This is a genomic window from cyanobacterium endosymbiont of Epithemia turgida isolate EtSB Lake Yunoko (genome assembly GCF_000829235.1).
Taxonomy (GTDB): Bacteria; Cyanobacteriota; Cyanobacteriia; order Cyanobacteriales; family Microcystaceae; genus Rippkaea.
In genome coordinates this window covers 751,222-772,430 of sequence record NZ_AP012549.1, presented here as the reverse complement: position 1 = coordinate 772,430, position 21,209 = coordinate 751,222, and the positions used below count along the sequence as shown (strand labels likewise).

Sequence of the window (21,209 nt, the reverse complement as noted above, 5' to 3'; positions counted from 1 at the left end):
GTATTAGTATATTTATACCAATAATTAAGACCCTGTTGTGGATGTCATTTTTCTCATTATAATTATCTTCATCTATCACCAGCAAAGCATAAATAATACTTTCTACTACTAGCAAGTACTTTGAATATAAAAATTTTTTACATTAATTTTTTTTTTAGTTCATCAAATATTTTAGTATCCATAAAATCTCTATTATTCTAAGTTTTGAATCATTGTAAATTAGTCTAATAAATACTAGAAAATTTTATATATACGTTATATTAATTAAATCAAACTTGAGATTTTTTTTCGTATCAATAGTTTAAGTTTCTTGCTGACGTAACCTAAAAAATAAAATTTACAAATAATTAAAGTATAATATAAGGATTGCAATAATATCAGTTTCTAGTCTGTAATCGTAACTTACTTGATTTCAAAAAAAGTGATAAAACTATATTTTTGTCAAAAGGTTTTCTGATATCTAGAAAAAAAGATATTATTTATATTTTTAATAAAAATCAAATGGATAATATTTCATTTAGTTAATATAAAAATAAATTTAATTAAACCAACTTAAAGTCTAACTAAGATATTTTTTTCTAAAAAATTAACCCACATATAAACTAGGTGACACTGTTGTATTAATTTGGATGAGTTATGTCTTCTTAATCAAGAAGCAATAAATGTAAAAAAATAATGTTATTTAGTTTTAAATAAATTACTAGTTAGTTTATTATAGCGAACAGTAAAACGTTTAAAATAAGAAAGCAATACTAAAGTGACCAATTAGTTTTCTCAATAAATTTAAAACTCAACAGTAGATACCTAAGAACAGAAAATCGACTAGTCCAATGACTTTTAATTTCATAAATCAGAAGCCTTCAGGATACCCGCTCAGTATAGCACCGATGATGGATCTTACTGATCGCCACTTCCGTTATTTTATGCGTCAGATTACTCGTCATACTCTACTCTATACGGAGATGATTACAACAGCGGCCATTCAATACGGTGATCGCTCTAAGTTACTGGATTTCTCACCTGAAGAAAAACCTCTCTCTTTGCAATTAGGAGGAGACAGTCCGCAAGAATTAGCAGAATGTACAGTTATTGCTGAAGACTTAGGGTACGATGAAGTTAACTTGAATGTAGGTTGTCCGAGCAATCGTGTCCAAAGTGGTAACTTTGGAGTTTGTTTGATGGCACAACCAGGATTAGTAGCAAACTGTGTTGAAGCAATGCAAAAACGGGTTCATATTCCCGTAACAGTGAAGCATCGTATTGGAATTGATGAGTGTGATCGCTATGAAGATCTTGCTAACTTTGTTCGTATCGTTTCAGAAACAGGATGTCAACGGTTTATAGTACACGCTCGCAAAGCTTGGTTAAGAGGATTAAGTCCCAAGGAAAATCGCACTCTTCCTCCCTTAAGATATGATGATGTTTATCGCCTGAAGAAACAGTTTCCTCAGCTTTCTATTGAGATTAATGGGGGGATTATTACTCTAGAGAAAATAAAACAACATTTACGATTTGTAGATGGAGTTATGATTGGTCGAGCAGCATATAATAATCCTTATTTATTTGCTACAGTAGATCGGGATATTTATGGAGAAATAGTTACCCCCTTAACACGTCATGAAATTATTGAAAGAATGTTTCCTTATATTGATTATTGGAGTAATAATGGACTGAAACTTCATAGTATTAGTCGTCATTTACTAGCCATTTTTGGAGGTATTCCAGGGACGAAAGCTTGGAAACAATATATTAATGAGAATACTCACTTACCTGGGGCAGATGTTAAGGTTATTGAAAAAGCATTGACTAAGATTATTAGAGAGTAGAAGTTATATATTGACAAATTACGTAAAATATAAATTCTCTGGAATGAATAAAGTGGTGACTATACATTGAACTAACTTAAAATTGTTCAGTAATGCTCAAAGATATTTAAAAATAAGGTGAATAAGGTTTATTAAAATGCTCTAAAGTATAATTATAATTAACTATAATATATAATTATCTTTGAAGATAATCCTGGTTATCAGTTAATTTTTAAACTATTATTAACTTTAACTCGATTAAAACTTGTAACCTACTAAAAAAGTAAGTCAAGATTACCTAATATTTTTTTGCTATAAATATAATAATTTCACATAATTGCTGAAGGACTTAGTGATGATATTCAACAACTAGTTTAGTTGTTGAATATCAAATATATTTTAATTGTCTGGATAAAATAAAACCAAATAATATTGTTGTACAACTGTTGTCTCAACACTCTGAATTGTTTAAACTCTTTTAAATAAACAATTATTCTATTATCCTATATCTATAGAGTTTAAACCAACTATTACTTTTCTTCTGTAGTTGAAAATAGTCTGTTTTTAGTGATTGCCATCATAATACCTAACTTCTGGTTATTAGATAAATAATCAAATATTTTATATCAATGATTTCAACCTAAACATTGAGGTTTAACAATTAAATGCAAGTATATAAGTTTAACTGTTAATTTTTTCATTGACTGTAAACTTATTTATGGGTTAACGTAAGGTTTAATGTGTAAATAATTTGAATGCAGAGGGTATCTTACTCAAGAACTTTTTAAAATATTCTATTAAAAATAATTTAAATCAATTAATTATTATTAATAGAATATAACGTAAAAATTAGCAGAAAAAATTAATATTTTTTTATTTTATAAGCGGTTTAAAATTTAAACTATTAACGACAAATTTTAAACTATATCTCAAATTTAATATTTGAAATATGGACTACTTATCTTTGCGGATTTAATCAGAATTTTTTTTTTAGATCTAGTATAAAAAGGCAAGCTAATTTTAACTTATTATTCTTTTTAAGCAATCATTGTAGTCTTGATTGTTAGAAGTTTATATTTCAGATAACCGTCAAAATTATTAAATTTTAAATTAGTTATTAAAAATAAAAATCGTATTTTTAAATTTTGTTGAATGCGCGATTAGTACTTGTCGCTAAAGAACAAAGATTTTAAACTTATTGATTGTAAAAAGGGAACTAAATAGTTCTAATAGCTTATAATTTAAACTTAATTTTTGACCGTTGTGCATTGTAGCCTATTTCTTGTTCTTCTTCCCTAAGAGAAATGAATATATATTGTGAATAATGCTAAATTAATACCAGAATTTTAACCTAAATCTAGTCAAAAAGATTATAGTTTATACATAATTTTAAAAAGTCAAATATATTTGATTAAAAAATAGTTTTAAAATGGTAAACTACTCTTATCAACCAAAATTTTAAATTGATAGTTAACTGTTTTCTTGTAATGAGAAACTATTATTATTTCATAATATCCTGTTTCAGGAAGTATCCCAGACCATTGATGTTGTGGAGAATTTTCTATTAAGTTATTATCGCCCGTTGGAGAGTAAATAGACAATAAAATATCTCGATTGGCTTTTAAGTCAAACTTCATCCGATCAGAAGCTTCCAAGAAAAGAACATATGTTCTTCCTTCTCCTAGTTTTAGGGTTGCCTCTCGCCGAATAACGTTAGATTCTACAGCCGTAAAAGAAAGTTTTTCATAAATTGAACTAGATTGCAAAGCTTGTAAAGTATCGAACATCATACTATTCCAAATTTGACCGATAGCTTTATCAAGAAAAGATATGTTTTTTTGTGCAGGAAATGCCTGAAAAAAGCGAGTATCAACTAAATCATAAAGAGCACGACTACTTAAATGTAAATTATTAACCTGTTGTTTCCAGTGATGTCGGTCATTTTGAGTATAAGTCCCCATTCGTTGAACTGCCTCAGGACTTAAAGATGCCAAAATATCAAGTAAATAAACTGCCGTTTGGTCCCACTTTTTTTGCCAGGAATAATCTTCAGAATTATTACTTAAATGATGCCCTTTTTTTTCAGGATATTGCTCACTAAAATATTCATCGACTAAGGTAATAAATAAACTAGGATTTAATCCTAAACTCCGGCAACGACTACGTAACTTATTTTTGCGTTGTAACTCTTCATTGTTAATGTTAGAGACATTACTTTCATTAGACGTTTCTAAAAAAACTTCAGCATTTTTCCCTTCATTAACTCCAACAACCAGAAAGATCCAAGCTTTCCCCGCAAACCATCCGAGGATTCCTGAACTAAGAATTAGGATTGTAAGAAAAATAAGTTTGTTTAAACAGCCAGTGGCAGGCGTTTTGCGGGGACTGGTCATGAATGCCATTTCAGTGTTAGTTTCAGATAAAAGTAGAATAAAAGTTGCCTTGTCATTAGCATTAAGATGCGTTTTAAGGATTGTAGCAGTACCAATAGATTAAATAAAAAAATTGCTGGTGAAGTAAAGCAAGCTTAGAGAAACCTCAGGGGGAACTTAAAAGGTGAATGATTGAAGAGTAAGTAGAATTTATAGATAACCTTTTAAGGGAGGGATAATATCCTCTCTGAGATCGCAACAGTATTTTGCCAAATTGAGTAAAACTAAAGCGTTTGCTACTAAACCTTTACTAACCACTATTGAGGACTGACGTGTCTTTGTTTAATCTGTTCCTCAAGAGTACAGTAAATTTGAGCAATTTTATTCGAGGAGATCTGATTGTAAATCATAAGTGTACGGAAATCCACATCTGTTTAGGGGGACAATCCCTGAGTCAACATTAGCCTATAATCAGGCACAATTACTATTGAGAATATGCAAACCCTTTCTAGATTTAAAAGCTATGACAGTACTTGAAAAAGGCAATATTACGATCCATACTGAAAATATTTTTCCCATTATTAAGAAGTCCCTCTACACTGATCACGAAATCTTCTTACGGGAGTTAATTTCTAACTCTGTTGATGCTATTTCTAAACTAAAAATGGCTGTATTTGCTGGAGAAGTAAGGGGAGAAATTCCTGAGCCTGAAATTATACTTTCGATCAATAAAAATAACAAAACTCTGTCTATCATTGATAATGGCATTGGCATGACAACTGATGAAATTAAGAAATATATCAATCAAGTTGCGTTCTCTAGTGCGGAAGAATTTATTAAAAAGTATCAGAAAGATACCAATGATTTAATAGGTCATTTTGGGTTGGGTTTTTATTCTGCCTTCATGGTAGCTAAAAAAGTTGAAATTGATACTCTTTCTTATAGAGAAGGTTCCCAGGCAGTACATTGGTCTTGTGATGGTTCTCCTGAATTTGAATTAACAGACTCTTCTCGGACTGAAATTGGAACAACCATCATCTTAACTTTAATGGATGAGGAGCAAGAATATCTTGAACCCTCTCGTATTCGTCAGTTGGTTAAAACTTATTCTGACTTTTTATCAGTTCCTATCAAATTTGAAGGAGAGACTATCAATAAAGAACGATCTTTGTGGAAGGAACCAACTCAAAATTTAACTAAAGAAGATTACTTAGAATTTTATCGTTATCTTTATCCTTTCCAAGAAGATCCTCTACTTTGGATACATCTCAATACTGACTATCCTTTTTTGGTGACTGGAATTCTCTATTTTCCTAAACTTCGTCCCGATATAGATGTCTCAAAAGGGTCTATTAAACTCTTCTGTAATCAAGTTTTTGTCAGTGACCATTGTGAAGAGATTATTCCTGAATTTTTAATGCCATTACGAGGGGTAATTGACAGTCCTGATATTCCTTTAAATGTTTCTCGTAGTGCATTAACTAATCATCGAACTGTTCGGGGTATCGCTAATCATATTTCTAAAAAAATTGCTGATCGTCTGAAATCACTTTCAGAAGAAAACCCAGAAGAATACATTCGTTGCTGGGAAGATGTAGGGACATTTATTAAATATGGTTCCATCAAAGATGATAAATTCAAGAAACAAGTAGAAGATATCCTTATATATCGGACCACTTATCAGCCCACTGATACACCAACTCAAACTAAGGGTGAAACGGAAAAAAATCAATTAAAAGCCAAAGAAGATATTTGGCAAAATAAAGAAAATAAAAATCAACAATTAACCTATGAAAAATCAGGATTTACTACTTTAAATGCCTATTTAGAAAGAAACAAAAAAAATCACGAAAATAGAGTATTTTATTGTACTGATCAAACTACCCAAACAACCTATATAGAACTCTATCAAAATCAGGAAATAGAAGTACTATTTATGGACTCTTTTATTGACACTAACTACTTTATCCCTTTCTTAGAACGAGAATATTCTGATGTTCAATTTGCCCGTGTGGATGCGGAGTTAGATAAAACCCTGTTACAGGAGAATAAAGACAAAGAAATTGTTGATCCGACTACAAATAAAACTCGAAGTGAACAAATTAAAGAAATTTTCGAGAAAGCACTTAATAAACCCAAGATAAATATTCGCACTGAGGCGTTAAAATCTAATACTCCTGAAAGTACTCCTCCTGTAATGGTTCTATTACCTGAAGCAATGCGACGTTTACATGAAATGACGGCCATGATGCAAAAACAAGCTGTGGAATTTCCAGAAGAGCACGTTTTAGTGATCAATATTAACCATCCGTTGATTGAAAATATTTATCAGTTAAGTCAATCTAGTATCATTCAAGGGACAGGTGAATCTCCTTCTGGAGAGACTGCTAAAATGCTTTGCCAGCATGTTTATGAATTAGCTGTGATAGCGCAACAAGGATTAGGTTCACAAGGAATGAAATCCTTTGTAGAACGCTCTAATAAAATATTAACTCGCTTAACCAAATAAGAGAATTATCTACTAAATATATTACTTATCTCGGGATGTTATGAGTGAATAGCATCCCCACTTTTTTTTAAAAAAAGTTTATTATAGTTTCTTTGGGATAGCAGATAAATATAAAACTTTAGGTTATTATTAGCTATAGATTCTCGTTAAAGTATCGTTAAGAAGTTTATATTTTATAATAACTTTACGCTAGACTTTCTGGGTCTAGCAATAAACTTTGTCTCTATGTTACCTATTCGGCAATGCGTTGAACAAACATCAGGCTATATTCCAGGAGAACAGCCTCAAACTAATGATTTTACTAAATTGAATACTAATGAAAACCCCTATCCACCTCCTCTTGAAATTTTTGAGGGACTTCAACAAGAATTAGCAAAAATTAGATTGTATCCTGATCCAGTTTCTACTAAATTACGAGAAGCTGCGGCAAAAGTATTTGGGGTTTCTCCTGTGAACATCCTAGCAGGAAATGGTTCTGATGATATCTTAAATATTGCAGTAAGGACATTTGTCAATCCGGGAGAAACTGTTACTTTTCTCGATCTAACTTACTCTTTATATGAGACAATTGCGGGGGTTCATGGTGCATCTATCATTAAAATCCCTACAAATGATCAGTTTGCCATTAATCAGCCGATTATTTGTCCTAAAGCTAAATTAATATTTATTGCTTCTCCTAACCCTCCTGTAGGGCAACATATGAACCGTGATTACTTAGAGGAAACTTGTGAAAGAGCTACTGGAATTGTTTTAATTGATGAAGCTTATGCAGATTTTAGCGATGAAAATCATCTTGACTTTTTAAATAAATATGATAACGTTATTATTTCTCGTACTATGTCTAAGAGTTATAGTATAGCAGGAATGCGGGTAGGTTTTGGAATTGCTTCAATTCCCGTAATTGAACAAATGAATAAAGTCAAGGACTCCTATAACTTAGATAGAATAGCACAATTGTTAGGAACAAATGCTCTTAATTTTCAAGAATATTTTAAAGAAATTTGGCAAAAAGTTCGTCAGACCCGTAGTCATCTCATTGAATCCCTAAAAGCTTTGGATTTCCTGGTCTTTGATTCTGATTCAAATTTTGTTTTCGCATCTTCTCAATGGATACCTGCATCAGAGCTTTACAAAAAGTTAAAAGAGAGAAAAGTATTGGTAAGATACTTTGAAAATCCTCGTATTAAAGATTATATTAGAATTTCTGTTGGAACTGATCAGGAAATGGCTCAATTATTACAGACAATCAACGAAATTAAATCTAGTTTAGGATTTAGTTAATTTTTTAAAGAAAAAAATAATTCGACGATTATGCATATTGTATTAATTTAAATGGAAAAAATATCGTTAGAACACATCAACTCAATTATAATCATGTTTAAAAATTATCGGATAAATAAGATCCCCTAGCTTATAGAATTTCCCTGTAGTCAAAATTTTACCGAATGTGCTAGAGAATTTGGTAATAGATTCATTGGTTGTGAAATTTAGTGGTAACACTACTTTAGTAAAGCTATACTTCATATTCTTAATATCTGAAGGTAGTCGATAAAATAAGTTAATTCTTCACTCAGTCGAGAATATTGTTGCCCTAGATTACGCAATCTAACTGATAAGATTAATGGAATAAAATTGGTCGCTATTGTGATTTTTAATCATAGTTTATTGCTCAAAATAAATTCTATTTTTTATTAATATAATCTATTATTTTTGAACAAAATTTTCTACTTTTACATAGTAACTAAAAAAAATGATAGAAAATTTACCAATAATTAAGAAGACAATATTATGTTAATTTAAGTAATAGCTACATAAATTTTTATTTTGTTTTTTAATAATGGAGAAAAAAAGAAGTATTTATAACTAATGAAACAGAAGTGCTGATATTATAATTTTGGCCTAGAGTTTGTGTATTTATAGATAAATGACTGGCTCATAGGGATATAAAAGTCAGAAAACTAATTAAATCTATAGGAATACAAGTAATATTTTTATCTCGTCTTCCTCAAAATTTATACTGCCAATTAAAATAATCCTAACAATTAATTGATAATAAAAAAAATTAGCATAAGAGTAGGATTTGATTACTATTAACAGGAGTATATTTTAAATTATTTATCAAAATTTATATCAATTTATTTTAGTATTAACTCTAATTACTCTTTTATTTTTTCAGTCTTTATAAAAAAAAATTATTAATATAGTTTTTGAATGTTAATTATACTTTTGCATGTTCTTATTTAGTTAATATAGCTAACTTAAAAACTAGAAGAAAATATGACCTTTATACTAAAAATATAAAGCTTTACCAAATCCAAAAATAATATTTTAGATTTATTTTATGAAGTCAAGAAGACAACATTTTGATTCTTGTTTAGTTTGGCTTTTACCAGTCAAAGTACTTTTTGATATTGAAGATAGAGTAAATTGTTCGCCTAAAACTTGATAGCTAACTTATTCAGCTATAAGTACAGAATCTTAGTAGTAATTTGGGTAAAATTTTTTGATTAAATGACGATGAAAGAATCTCTTATTATAACTTTTTGTAGAGTTTAAGAACACTGACGATACTATCTGGATCTATAAACACCTTAATATTTAGGGGTTAACAGTTGACAAAGTAACAGTTAAGGTGCGTCAAGGGAACACAGTTCTCGTGGTGGACCTTAACTGAATTTAATTAAATTAGAGGAAAACTATAGTTAGCCAGTCATTACCTATTGACTATTAAATAGTATAAATTATGTTAATTTATCTATAAACATTATTTTTTTTGATAGTAATAGATTTAATTATTAGCTCATAGATTTATTGGCGGACGATTTGGTAGACTCAACAGTTGATTATATGAATTGAAATCATTAGGATAATATTTTATTGATCAAAAAAACTGTCATTTATAAATAAAAAATATTTTAATTTTATTAGTTTATTTAAATATTTATTATTTATTATTGGGGTAACCGTAATTTTTTTATACGTGCTACTCACCATTTAATCATTTTTTATACTAAAATTTATTTTTAATATAAATCCATATTAGATTGATCCTGAAACCTCTACCTACATACTTTGATTATGTTCTCTATTAACTAATACTAAATTATCTAAGTCTGCATAATCAGGCAAGTTAGTATTAATTGGTTTTCCTCTACGCAAAACAATGCGATCACTTTGAGAACGCGACAATAATTCACTAAAATAACGAGCTTTAAATAAAATTAAATCTGCATTTAAACCGACTGAAATTCGACCAATATTAGAGAGTTCCATTAAGGTTGCAGGGGTTTTCGTTATTCCACTACACCAATCACTATAAGGAGTATCTAAATGAGCAATTCTGACGGATTCTTTAAAGACTTCTAACCCATCATGATCCCCAAATCAAAAAAAAGGATCTCGACAATTATCACTAGCAAATGTAATCGGAATTCCTTGGGTTTTAAATTCATGGACTTTTGTTATGCCTCGCCAATAAGGAGTTCTATTCGAGGCTCGATCCTGAAGGTATAGATTACACATTGGTAAACTAACAATTCCAATGTTTGCTTGTTTAACTAATCTCATTGTTTTATTCACAATTTCTTGTGGTTGAACTGCTAAACTACAACAGTGACCGCAAATAATTTGATTTGAAAATTGATATTTAAGGGCAATTTCAGCAATTTTATGCAAACAAACTGATTGAGTTGTTTGTCTAAATAGGGATTCATATAAGCAACTCCACCTAGAATTCCTCCATATTCAGCTACTTTATCCGCTAAAATTACACCTTCATCTGTCAAAAAATAATCTAAAGAAACTAGGCAAACAGCTTGAAGAATTATTTTGTTTTGCCATTGAGTTTGTAATCTTCTAAAGACTTCAAAAACTAAGTCAGCTTTTCCCCCAAATGAATCTAAATGAGTTCTAATAGCCGTTGTTCCATGAGCATAACTACACTTCAGACTAAACTTCATGCGAGCATAAACATCTTCGGGTTGCCAAAATACTTGAGTATCTTTTCTAAGAGTTGTTATTGCCGTATCAAATGTCCCATCTAAATTGGGTGATCGTTCCCAAATATGACTCTTATCTAAATGGGTGTGAATATCGACAAACCCAGGAAAAATAATACCTCCTTTTAAATCTATGAAAGAGTTTTCTATCACAGTAGAACCAGAAAAAACAATTGAGGAAATTTTTCCTTGAGCAATTTCTAGATCAACTCGACATAAACCTTCTCTAGTATCAGAAGTAAAGTGCCTATAATCTAACAAACACAAGGGAATATGAGCATTTTTGATCCAGTAGCGATCACTCAAAAAGATCTCAGAAATAATAGACATAAGAGCAACCAAAATTTATTTTGATTAATCGATGCTATAAACAATACTAATTTAGTATTTTAAAAATGATTCTCTTAGGAATGTATATTAACACTTACAGAATTTGAGTTAACTTATCCCCAATACTATTGGGATCGACTCTTAATCAACTGAAATTTGCTTTACCTGATGGGCAACTTTCCTCAAATTATGGTGTTTACTTCTAAATTACTTTAGCCGTCCTCTGTCATGCCCTAGAAGATTATATCCTACAAACCTATTCTAAATCCTTACAACCGCCTCTAGTTATCATTTCCCTTCTCCTTCAACAAGGAAAATGTTCCTCACAAGTAAGAGGCTGATACTCATTTGTATATCGCCTAATGTTTCGTCGTATTGTAGTAATAGCTGTTCCCGATAGCAGCGTTATCAGTTATAAAAGTAGATGATTAGACTACGTTTTTCTTGTAAAACTGAATACAGTGGATCCAATGGTATAATGGTAGGATTTAGTCATTTTTGCTCATAGGAGGGGTATACCTACCTTAATGGTATTGTATTATAAATTCTCCGAGGAAGGGGTCCGTGATGAAAGTCAACCCCAGGCAGATACCTAAATTTTATGGACTGTAGACAGTTGCTCATAATTTAGTAGAAAAGAAAGCCAAGATTTGAATTGAGGGGATGTGTTCCTAATTTGCTACTACTCCGTAATATATCTCTATTGATTCAACTAAAGTTGTCTCTCGCATCGTTAACCATCTCTAAAGCAGTCGATATCAAGTATGTAACCGTGAACTGTCAGACTAAAAAATTAGTAGACTTAGAAAAGCAAGCTCGTCGCCTTAATCAAAACTTAGTAGCCAGTAAGTTGCAAGCTTCTGTGAAAATGTCCCAACGAGTGGATCAACGTAATCACCATAAACCCTGAACATTTCTTTGAGTAGAGTCGTCGCTTTGTAAGAAACCATTGGACAATTCTCAACTTACTGACATTAAGTTTGAGACGATTGCGTTTGTCCAAAACACTCTATCGTATTGGGTTAGTAAAAGCCTCAACTGAAGTGTTTAATAAACTCTCAGAAGATTTAGATAATGCGAGTTTAGGATCTTATTGTGATTGCTCTTCTATGCTAGCAATACTCCTCAGAACTATGTCTAAATTAGAGGCAATAAAATTGATTTTAGATCATCAATTAGAACATTAGAATAGTAACGAACAACCTAACGGGTAAAAAGGTAAATACATCGTAATTAAATCGTTAATTATAGATTTATAAGCCTGTTTTTAGTAATTATATCAACTGCGAGACGGTTCCCTTCTTTTGGATGTAGGAGGAAAAGCTTTAGAAAAGTACTCTAACTATATAGAAGCCAGTTTTAATAGCATTTAAGTGTATTTTTTGTCTAATTTAGTTCGTTTGGCACGAATGGAACTAATGACTTTACCTAATCGTTCTAGTTAACTTTCTATAGTTTGGTCAGAAGAGGCAACTAAGTAAGTTTTGCTCACAGTTCAAGATAAAGTTAAATTAGGTTATGTTCTTATGGTTTTTTATGTCTTCCAAACATCAGTATTCTTCTAAGCACATCGCCTATCAGGAGTTTGGTTTATCCTCCGATTCAGAGATGTTAACAAATGAGGTTCAAGATCTAATTGCCCAACAACAAAACATTCGGATAAAGTCCACTCGATCAGGACGAAAGGGCAAAACCGTGACCGTTATGACCGGTTTTCAACACTCCGCTCAAGAATTAGTTCAATTACTCAAACAATTAAAAAATAAATGCGGTAGTGGCGGAACTATTAAAGACAATACTCTTGAAATTCAAGGAGATCATCGCCAAAAACTAGTAACTGTTCTCTCTCAATTAGGCTACAAAGTAAAAATTAGTGGTGGTTAATTCCCAAAAAATCAATCCTCTCCTGAATGGGAGAGGTTATGGACACTATAGAACTCTTCAGAATATATCAACAATTTTAAGAACACTTAACCAACTAAGGTATAGCCTATATTGCAAGTCTGACTCTTAACGACGGCGTGATCGCTGTCTTCTCCGAGTCGCTTCTTTGCGCTTCCGTTTCTCTTGCGGCGTTTCAAAGAATTGATGCTTTTTATAATCTGTATAGATTCCGGCTTTAGCAACCTGTCGCTTAAACCGACGCAAAGCAGATTCAATGGGCTCATTCTGACCGACGACAACTTGGGTCATTGATTAACTCTTATACCTCCTATTTTTTTACAACAATAAATAGGCCAACAATCCTACTATTGGCTCTCCCGATATAAATTCGTTTAGTTACAGTTCTCTAGCATATCAGCTATCCTACTTTTTGTCAAAATAATTCTTTAATAACTAGAAAGATTTACTTTTTATTGTTTCTTAATCAATAAGTTCAAGGGAGTCAATTAGCCAATTATTTTGCTTGCGGAGTAACCCATAACGAACCTTCAGTTGATCATCATAGGATCTACTCGCATTTCGTTGACCACCTTGGTAAAAATTAGCGATTTCTCTAATATCAGCTTCAACGACAACTTTATCTGGGTTATTATCAACAATTTTTAGAGATTTTATAGTAACATTATGCTTATATTGCCAATATTCTTGGTATTTTTTAAGATTTTGCGCCCTCCCCTTCCATAGACTAAGAAGAGGAGTCGTTAAAATGTTATTCAATGACTCAAGATTATGGTTAAGTCCAAAAGCATCAGCTTTACTCAATAACCACATCTCAACAACTTGTTTAGCATCTTCTATTGTCAGGGTTTCTGTTTGATTTTTGATTTGTTTTTTGATTTGAGTTTCTGGCACTGGAATTGCAATTGGGGGTTGACGTAGTTCCAAAACCAGTTGTTCTTCCTCTAAAGCAACCAAGGGAGACACAATATATTGAATCCATTTAACCGATGATCCTACTGCTCCTAAAACTATCAATGATGTAACCACTAAGAACCAAGGACGAAATTTAAAGATTGTTTTACCAGTTTTGTAGGGATCGGTTCGTTTATATGACCCACATTGGGGCTTTTGTTCTAGTTCTTCAGCTGTTGTCGGCAAACTAAAGGACCGGTCAGTTTCGGCTCTCCGAAGGGAATCTTGGTAAGAGGTTGTAATAACTGATTTATCTCTAGGTACTCTCGAAGAATTTTCTCTAAACCTGCGACGATATGGAGTCCTAGGGACAGGAGCTGCTGTAGCTATAGTAGGAATACCTCCACCTCCACTGACGAGTAACTGAGGTTCTTGATGTTGAAAGCGGGTTTGTCTTAAGTGTCGTCCCTTGATGAAAGATCTTCTTTCTTGAACGACATAATCATTTCGAGAGATTTTTCTACTAAACATCACTTCATTTTCTTGTTTCTCTTCATCTTGTTTCTCTTCAAAAGAAGTCTTTTGAGAATCCAAGGATATTTGTTCTAGGTAAATTTGAACTGCTTGATCAGCAAAATAATCTTCTAAAGAGTCAGTCCGTTTCTTAAAATCACGAAAATGAGAAAATACTTCTGTATGTAACCAATATTGCCCATATGAACACAATCCAGGTAAAAGGTCTGGCGCACCTCGGGATTGTTGTCGAATAAAAGCTAAAACTTCTTCATCCTCACATTGTTCTAATGCTAGGATAGCCTCCTGGGTTTCTCCTAAGAGCAATGCACAAATCCCTTTTTCTAAAGAGACATCTTGAAGTTTCTCTAAGCCGTCAAGAATACCTTTTGCTTCAACAATGAAAGTAGGTTGTTTTTCAACAAAACCACGGGCAATTAAAGAATATACTCTTAAATAAGCAGTTACAGCCGATCTGTAATTAGTTTCACGATAAAAAATATCTTCTTGTTCAGAAGCTGTCAGATAAGTCCTTAGTTGTTGAATAAACCGCAAAAAATCATCAATACCAAGCCCAGAGTGATCATCACCTTGACCATCAATTCCCTGTCTTTCCTCTAACATTTCTTGAAGTAGAGTTTTACCTCGATCTCGATCAGCTCGATTTTTGTTAGGTTGAGCCAACAACTCCAGAATTCTGTAGGGACGTAACTTATAAAGTTCTTTGGTAATTTCGAGTTGTAATGAGGGAAATAAACAATTTTCTTGGAGTATGCTGAGTCCCTTTCCTCCTGAAATCCCGGCTTGTTCATATTCTTCTTGTTGCCACTGTTCTCTGCTTAATTCTAAAGCAGCTAGGGCAATGGTAAGAATAACATCAGGTTGAATCTTGCATATGGAAGAATGCAACTCTGATCGAGGATTTGACAAGGTTTCAAGAAAAATTTCACCAAACTTAATGACTAGTTCATATTCTCCTAACTCTTGGAGAATCATTAAAGAACCTATCCACTGCTCAGGGGCAATTTCTAATATCTTAGGCTTTAATGGCGATGAATCAGGCAGGATTTCTTCCCCTTGTCCAGTTAAAGAAATTTCTGGATTAGACTTTAATTTGTCGGAAAAAGTGTTTTCTAGACACAAGGCCTCGTGAGCAGCTCTTTGTTCTGAGTCCGATAATATTTCATAAGCTTGAGTAAGCAGTTGCTTCCGCGATAGAATCGCCATCTTGCTATATTCTCGGCGGGGTGATTGCAGACAGCGATCATGATAAGCCTGATTAAGCTGCTTATCTGTTACTTGGGGAAGAACTCCTAAAATTCTGTAGTAGTCGAGGGGAATGAGCACGGTTGATTTCCTCAGAGCCGGGTCAAGACAATAAATCTGTTCTTATTTTGATAACCTATGTTAGGATACACGTCCAGTTTAAGATACTTAAGCTCCAGAAAAAATTTAGGGACTGGTAACCATAGATAAAGCTGAGAAAGATTATAACTAAAATATTCCAATTAGTAAAATAGTTACCAGCTCTCTCAATCTTAGCCTTCATAGAGATTCGCTTTGTCCTAACCACGTTAACTCTATTGGGTTTATTGGGGGTTTTTAGTAAAAACTTGTAGTTATCAAGAATCATATAAGTATTTTAAGATAAAAATCTCATCTCCCTCTATAATTTCTAAGTCAGTATTTTTTGCCATTAAGCGATTAAGGTTGAGCTAAGTCAACCTTAATCGCTTAATGGGCTTGATAAATTATCATAATCTTGCAAAATCTATGATTTACCAACGAACATTACCAGAATTTAACCCAGCTTCTGTCAAAATTACTAAAGAGGAAGGTTTAATCCTTTATGAAGACATGATGTTAGGACGCTTATTTGAAGACAAGTGTGCTGAAATGTATTACCGGGGTAAAATGTTCGGTTTTGTTCACCTGTACAATGGACAAGAGGCAGTTTCTACTGGAATAATCAAAGCTTTGCGTCCTAATGAAGACTATGTATCTAGTACATATCGTGATCATGTTCATGCCCTTAGTTGTGGGGTTCCCCCTCACGAGGTGATGGCAGAATTATTTGGCAAGGAGACTGGATGTAGCAAAGGACGGGGAGGTTCAATGCATTTATTTTCTGCTAAACATCGACTTTTAGGTGGTTATGCCTTTGTCGCTGAAGGAATTCCTGTAGCCACAGGGGCAGCCTTCCAAAGTAAATATCGAAGGGAAATGATGGGAGATGAGAGATTTGATCAAGTTACTGTGTGCTTTTTTGGGGATGGAGCTAGCAATAATGGTCAATTTTTCGAATGCTTAAATATGGCCTCATTATGGAAATTGCCAATTATTTATGTTGTTGAAAATAACAAATGGGCGATCGGCATGGCTCATGAGCGGGCCACCTCTCAACCGGAAATATATCAAAAAGCTACTGTTTTTGATATGACCGGCGTAGAAGTTAATGGTATGGACGTACTAGCTGTTCGTAGTGTTGCTCAAAAAGCTATCACCCGCGCCCGTGCCGGAGAAGGACCCACCTTAATTGAAGCTTTGACTTATCGTTTTCGAGGACATTCTCTGGCTGATCCCGATGAACTTAGATCTTCTGATGAAAAAGAATTTTGGGGAGAACAAGATCCCATCGATAAATTTATTACTTATTTAGTAGAACAGAATTTAGCTAATTATCAAGAACTCGAGAACATTAAAAAGCAGATCGAAGAGAAAATTGATCAAGCCGTCCAATTTGCTCAAGATAGTCCAGAACCTGATGTTAATGAGCTCTATCGCTATATTTTTGCTGAAGATAAATAATTTGCTTCCCTAAAACAGAGAATAGTCTAAGGATAAAATCAAGAATATTTTCTTGTTTATGTTTCTTTCGCTGAATCTCCTAATGTCTAAATCGATTGGATCTGAGGTTCAGGAGTAGAATTGTCTGGCGTGTTGGACTTGGATGGCTCGATTTGATATTTAACTAAATCAGCTAACTCCTGCAATTGACTGATGGCCTCCGCCCCTTCAAGTTTCATTAGCTCAAGATCGTCTCGCATCTCTGTCCAGGTAATTCCGTAGTCCGATACCAGAAAGCGAATCAGATGGTTTTCTCCTAGGCTAACCATAAATGAACCACTGTTCATCTGCCCACCACAAGTATAGCAAGAAGCTAGATAACCTTGTTTTTCAAGTACAATCGCTAGTGCTTGGAGATTAATTACTAAATCTCTCACGAAGTTGCGGTGTTGTTGAGCTAGTCGGGTAAACACTTTTCTTCCTCCGAGTAACACTATCCATTGTAAAACCCTAACACTTTTTTTGATTTTATTTAGGGTATCCAAGATATATTCACCTAACAACCTAGGTAACCACAAAATCAGTTCAGTATAAGAGTGAACTGACACTAACCGAGTTTAGTTTGCTTTTCTCATTCTCTTGAAGTTTTACGCCATGTAAAAAGGTTCTAATATAAGTCTTAAATTTATCTTTAAAAGATATTGATTCGATATGTTATCTAAACTTTTTAACTTTATTGTTAGGAATTTTAACTTCAATAAATTGTTCTTGGTTCTAATTTTTAAATATTTGATTTAGCCGGGGTTCTTTCGACCTAATGAACGTATCTTACCCCATATACTTCTGAACTAGCAATATTGTCATCACCTACTGGAATCCAATTACAGAATAGGCTAAAAGTGTAAAATTCTCAAAACTATTCTGTTAATTTAAGTGGTAACTTTTGATTAATTCCCAATTTACTTTATTTAGAAGATATCACTGAGTTTCAAGTAATCGAAAACCAATTTATACTATGTCGCCGCTTAGATATTGGATTCTTTCAAAGATTTAAGCGAGGGATTAGCTCATAAGTTTAAGATTTGTTGTAAAATTTGAATAAAAAAATTTTAATCTTTAAATAGATTAAAAAACAATCTTTAACTAAGTTAGTCAAACAACTTAAATAATAATAAATTCTTAACTTTAAATCTGCAATTATAACCGTTTCAGTAGATATTGTTAAAAGTTATTATTGTTAGTTGATCCATATATATCAGTATTAGTTTATTAAACAAGTGAGACTATGTTGATAAAAATACTACAGCAGGGTTAGCATATGGAGTAGTTGAAACAAATACATTATTAGGAATAGATTTTTCGGGAAACCCTATAAATCTATTCCTAATTTGATTAACCTTAAAAACTTGACATAAAAATTAATAATGCATTTTATTATAGGAGATAAATCATTCAGTTCAAGTTCAATAAAATATCATAGGTATTTAATCAATGCTGGTTTAAATTTGAGCGGTTTTGACATTGATAGTTATTTGATATGGTATTTTTATGTTACCTAAAGTTTACCACAGTCTTCTCTTCTTTTACGTTTAGTAGAACCGTTAAAAATTCAACTATCACCCTCTTAACATCAAACTACTATCCTAAATCAAAGTAAGAAAAGTGTATTTTAATGATAAAATATTAAATATTTATGAGTTATATCTCGATCAAGACAAATTTGAATAAATTATTAAAACACATTAATTTTTAAGATAGGGTGAAACAGTATTTTAATAAAGCTACAATCAAAGTTTATCGATCTATTAAAGCAATTATCTCAGTAGCTTTACAATTATTTTAAGTATTTTAATTAACTAACTTTCTCTACATTATAGTTGTAAAAATAATTGTCATAGATGACATTTTATATATTAAATTTGAAAAAACTTATCTGATAAAATATATTATCAAACTAACATTATGAACTTCTATCAATAATTAACCAAGGATGAAATTAATTATAAAAAAATTAAGTTCTAAAAAAGAAGAAACGGTAGTCTATTTTGATAGTGCTCGCTCAGTAACTCTTCCTACAGAAAGTAAGTAGACTGAAACATACCCTATTAATAATAAAGACATGGGACAGGACGAACAATTGCTAAACTAACCTGATATAAATTGTAATAACTGATTGTGTTAAGCTGTATTTTGGGTATATAAACAGTGATTTTTAGAAATTACCGTCGAAGGCTTATTAACCCGAAAAATTTTAGTTCAGTTCAAAGTCAAATTATTGTCTAGTTCAGTTGAATAAAATTCTTAGATTAAAATAAAGAAAATTGCCATAAAACTAAACCTGTTCCTAACAGACAAAGAATTCCGGATACTCTGGCTAGAGGATGTTTTTTCCAGCTAACTATCTCAGCAGCTCCTTTATCAGAATAGGAAATCAAGTCAGCCGCATCAATGTACGATAACCCCCAAATCCAACCTGCATGAAGTCCCGATGCTAACGCTAAGCTTCCCTCGTTCATTATTTTGGACCACACCAAAATCATACCCATTATCCATAATCCAGGAAGTTGAGGAATTGTTTCTCGTCTTTCCCATAGTAGGTGTAAGAGAGCAAAAATGCCACTAGAGATAACAGCAGCTACTTCTAGGGAATAGTCTTGTTGTAGTAAGTTTAGTAAAACTCCCCGAAAGATTAATTCTTCAGTAATTCCTACCCAAAGTCCTAACCCTAATAAGGGTAGGACTAATTTACCCAGATGATATAAATTATTTTTTTTCCAAATTAACCGGCCAAACCATCCTTCGAGTCCAAAAGCAATTCCTAAACCGGCAATTGCTAATCCTATTCCAAAAAGTAAAGAAATTATAAAAGTTAGTTTCCACTCTATTCCATAGTCTGGTATTGATGTTCCTTCTACTGAAATAGTTAGCCATAGTAAAAAAGGAACAGTTAAATAGAGAGATATAACAAGGGGGAGTTTTTCTGACCCCACTAAAGGACTAAAGGGTTGCCAGCCAATTTTTTTAGCTATAGACCAAGCCAAAGGTAACCAGAGCATAAACCAAGTGATTAGAAAGAGGCACACTTTTACCGTCCCAGAAAGAGTTGGGAGCAAAATTATCCAAGAATAGAATTGAGATGACAAAATTACTCCTTATACTGTCTATCTATAATCTTTTAATGAAGAATCTATCCTCACTACCCTAGCAAAATATTTAAATTAGGACAGGTTTCGCAGAAAAATCTATGGGGGCTAACGTCTGTTTTTTGTATTACGCCGCCCCGGGTAAGACGATGGACTCTAGGACTAATTACCCATTAGACCCTAATAAAAACAGGTGAATGTAAACCCATCCAATGGAGTTTTTTAGGCTTAAGAGATTCTATAATCTTTGTCTAGATCAAATAATTCTTAAGCCGCTTCTTCCTCAACAACCCTTCCATCATCTCCAATTTGTTTGAGGTGAATGTGTTTGTATCCTAATTTAATTTCAAACTCATCTCCAGGTTTCAATCCCATCTCTTGGGTGTATGTTGAGCCGATGACAATTTGACCATTTTTGTGGACACTTACACGGTAGGTGGGTTCACGTCCTCGACCATCTTTAGCAGTTCCTGGCTCAAGAGGAACTCCTTTTGCTCCCAACACTGCATCATAGAACTCTGTCAAATTAACGCGGACTTGCCCGTCCTTTGTAACCGAGTAATAGCCACAATCTTTGGCTGTTTCTCTCCTTGGTTTGTGGGATAGCTCTTTGACTTTTTGAAGTAGGGCTTTTCCCGTTAAAGGGATTGGTTTGTCGGTCATGATGTTATCAATGTTCCTTGATTGAAGTTTAATGATCGTTGCTTTTATTGATCATATCAAAAATATAGCGTTATCTTCCTAATAAAATCAAGAAAATTTTCAACAATTATGAACGGGAGAAGCAGACAGTTCAAGGAGACAAAATGCAAGTAGAAGTGCTTCCCCTCAAGAAAATTTACCACTAAGATCGTGATGGATTTGAGTTGCTCAGTCTAAAAATAAGTTTTTAAAAGTTAGATTCTACAAATCTGGATAACCTTTGTGATACTGAGTTTTGGGGAATATACTTATGG

13 protein-coding genes and 1 pseudogene are annotated in these 21,209 nt (G+C 32.6%); 7 read left to right on the top strand and 7 right to left on the bottom strand.

What is annotated here, in order from left to right; translation table 11 throughout:
* The first annotated feature begins 830 nt into the window (after positions 1-830).
* Positions 831-1,826 (top strand): tRNA dihydrouridine(20/20a) synthase DusA, encoded by a 996-nt coding sequence (gene dusA, locus ETSB_RS02270; RefSeq protein WP_044106018.1) that lies wholly within the window; start codon positions 831-833, stop codon positions 1,824-1,826.
* Positions 1,827-3,229: 1,403 nt separating this feature from the next.
* Here dusA and ETSB_RS02265 read toward each other — a convergent pair.
* Positions 3,230-4,198: a hypothetical protein gene (locus ETSB_RS02265; protein ID WP_052470610.1), complete on the bottom strand. Its 969-nt coding sequence runs from the start codon at positions 4,196-4,198 to the stop codon at positions 3,230-3,232.
* Between the two features lie 502 nt (positions 4,199-4,700).
* Between ETSB_RS02265 and htpG the strand changes: the two genes are divergently transcribed.
* Positions 4,701-6,686 carry a molecular chaperone HtpG gene (htpG, locus tag ETSB_RS02260; RefSeq protein WP_044107561.1) on the top strand — a complete coding sequence of 662 codons (1,986 nt, stop codon included), beginning with the start codon at positions 4,701-4,703 and terminating at the stop codon, positions 6,684-6,686.
* A 225-nt stretch (positions 6,687-6,911) separates the two neighbouring features.
* A complete protein-coding gene (hisC, locus tag ETSB_RS02255; RefSeq protein ID WP_044106017.1) occupies positions 6,912-7,967 on the top strand; it encodes a histidinol-phosphate transaminase in 1,056 nt (351 codons plus the stop codon).
* 1,782 nt (positions 7,968-9,749) lie between these two features.
* Here hisC and ETSB_RS02250 read toward each other — a convergent pair.
* Positions 9,750-11,014 (bottom strand): annotated as a pseudogene (locus ETSB_RS02250) (cytosine deaminase family metal-dependent hydrolase).
* A gap of 718 nt (positions 11,015-11,732) precedes the next feature.
* Here ETSB_RS02250 and ETSB_RS10220 point away from each other — a divergent pair.
* The 3 genes from ETSB_RS10220 (at position 11,733) to ETSB_RS02240 (ending at position 12,898) form a co-directional block, all read left to right on the top strand.
* Entirely contained in the window at positions 11,733-11,924 is a 192-nt protein-coding gene (locus tag ETSB_RS10220; protein WP_232509846.1) for a hypothetical protein, read from the top strand.
* A 70-nt stretch (positions 11,925-11,994) separates the two neighbouring features.
* Positions 11,995-12,201 carry a hypothetical protein gene (locus tag ETSB_RS10215; RefSeq protein ID WP_232509845.1) on the top strand — a complete coding sequence of 69 codons (207 nt, stop codon included), beginning with the start codon at positions 11,995-11,997 and terminating at the stop codon, positions 12,199-12,201.
* Between the two features lie 349 nt (positions 12,202-12,550).
* Positions 12,551-12,898, top strand: a complete 348-nt coding sequence (locus ETSB_RS02240) for a translation initiation factor (protein WP_044106016.1) — start codon at positions 12,551-12,553, stop codon at positions 12,896-12,898.
* 126 nt (positions 12,899-13,024) lie between these two features.
* Here ETSB_RS02240 and rpsU read toward each other — a convergent pair whose 3' ends face one another.
* Entirely contained in the window at positions 13,025-13,207 is a 183-nt protein-coding gene (rpsU, locus tag ETSB_RS02235; protein ID WP_012596483.1) for a 30S ribosomal protein S21, read from the bottom strand.
* A 171-nt stretch (positions 13,208-13,378) separates the two neighbouring features.
* The gene (locus tag ETSB_RS02230) at positions 13,379-15,670 is read right to left on the bottom strand and encodes an IMS domain-containing protein (RefSeq protein ID WP_044106014.1); all 2,292 of its coding nucleotides are present in this window, start codon (positions 15,668-15,670) and stop codon (positions 13,379-13,381) included.
* A gap of 426 nt (positions 15,671-16,096) precedes the next feature.
* Here ETSB_RS02230 and pdhA point away from each other — a divergent pair, with 426 nt between their 5' ends.
* A complete protein-coding gene (gene pdhA / locus ETSB_RS02225) occupies positions 16,097-17,131 on the top strand; it encodes a pyruvate dehydrogenase (acetyl-transferring) E1 component subunit alpha (protein ID WP_044107560.1) in 1,035 nt (344 codons plus the stop codon).
* 86 nt (positions 17,132-17,217) lie between these two features.
* Here the strand turns inward: pdhA and ETSB_RS02220 are convergent, their stop codons facing one another.
* The 3 genes from ETSB_RS02220 to ETSB_RS02210 form a co-directional block, all read right to left on the bottom strand.
* Entirely contained in the window at positions 17,218-17,583 is a 366-nt protein-coding gene (locus ETSB_RS02220; protein ID WP_044107559.1) for a DUF1815 family protein, read from the bottom strand.
* Between the two features lie 1,833 nt (positions 17,584-19,416).
* The gene (locus ETSB_RS02215; RefSeq protein WP_332403739.1) at positions 19,417-20,253 is read right to left on the bottom strand and encodes a CPBP family intramembrane glutamic endopeptidase; all 837 of its coding nucleotides are present in this window, start codon (positions 20,251-20,253) and stop codon (positions 19,417-19,419) included.
* 267 nt (positions 20,254-20,520) lie between these two features.
* Positions 20,521-20,916 (bottom strand): AbrB family transcriptional regulator, encoded by a 396-nt coding sequence (locus ETSB_RS02210; protein ID WP_084220174.1) that lies wholly within the window; start codon positions 20,914-20,916, stop codon positions 20,521-20,523.
* Between the last annotated feature and the right edge of the window lie 293 nt (positions 20,917-21,209).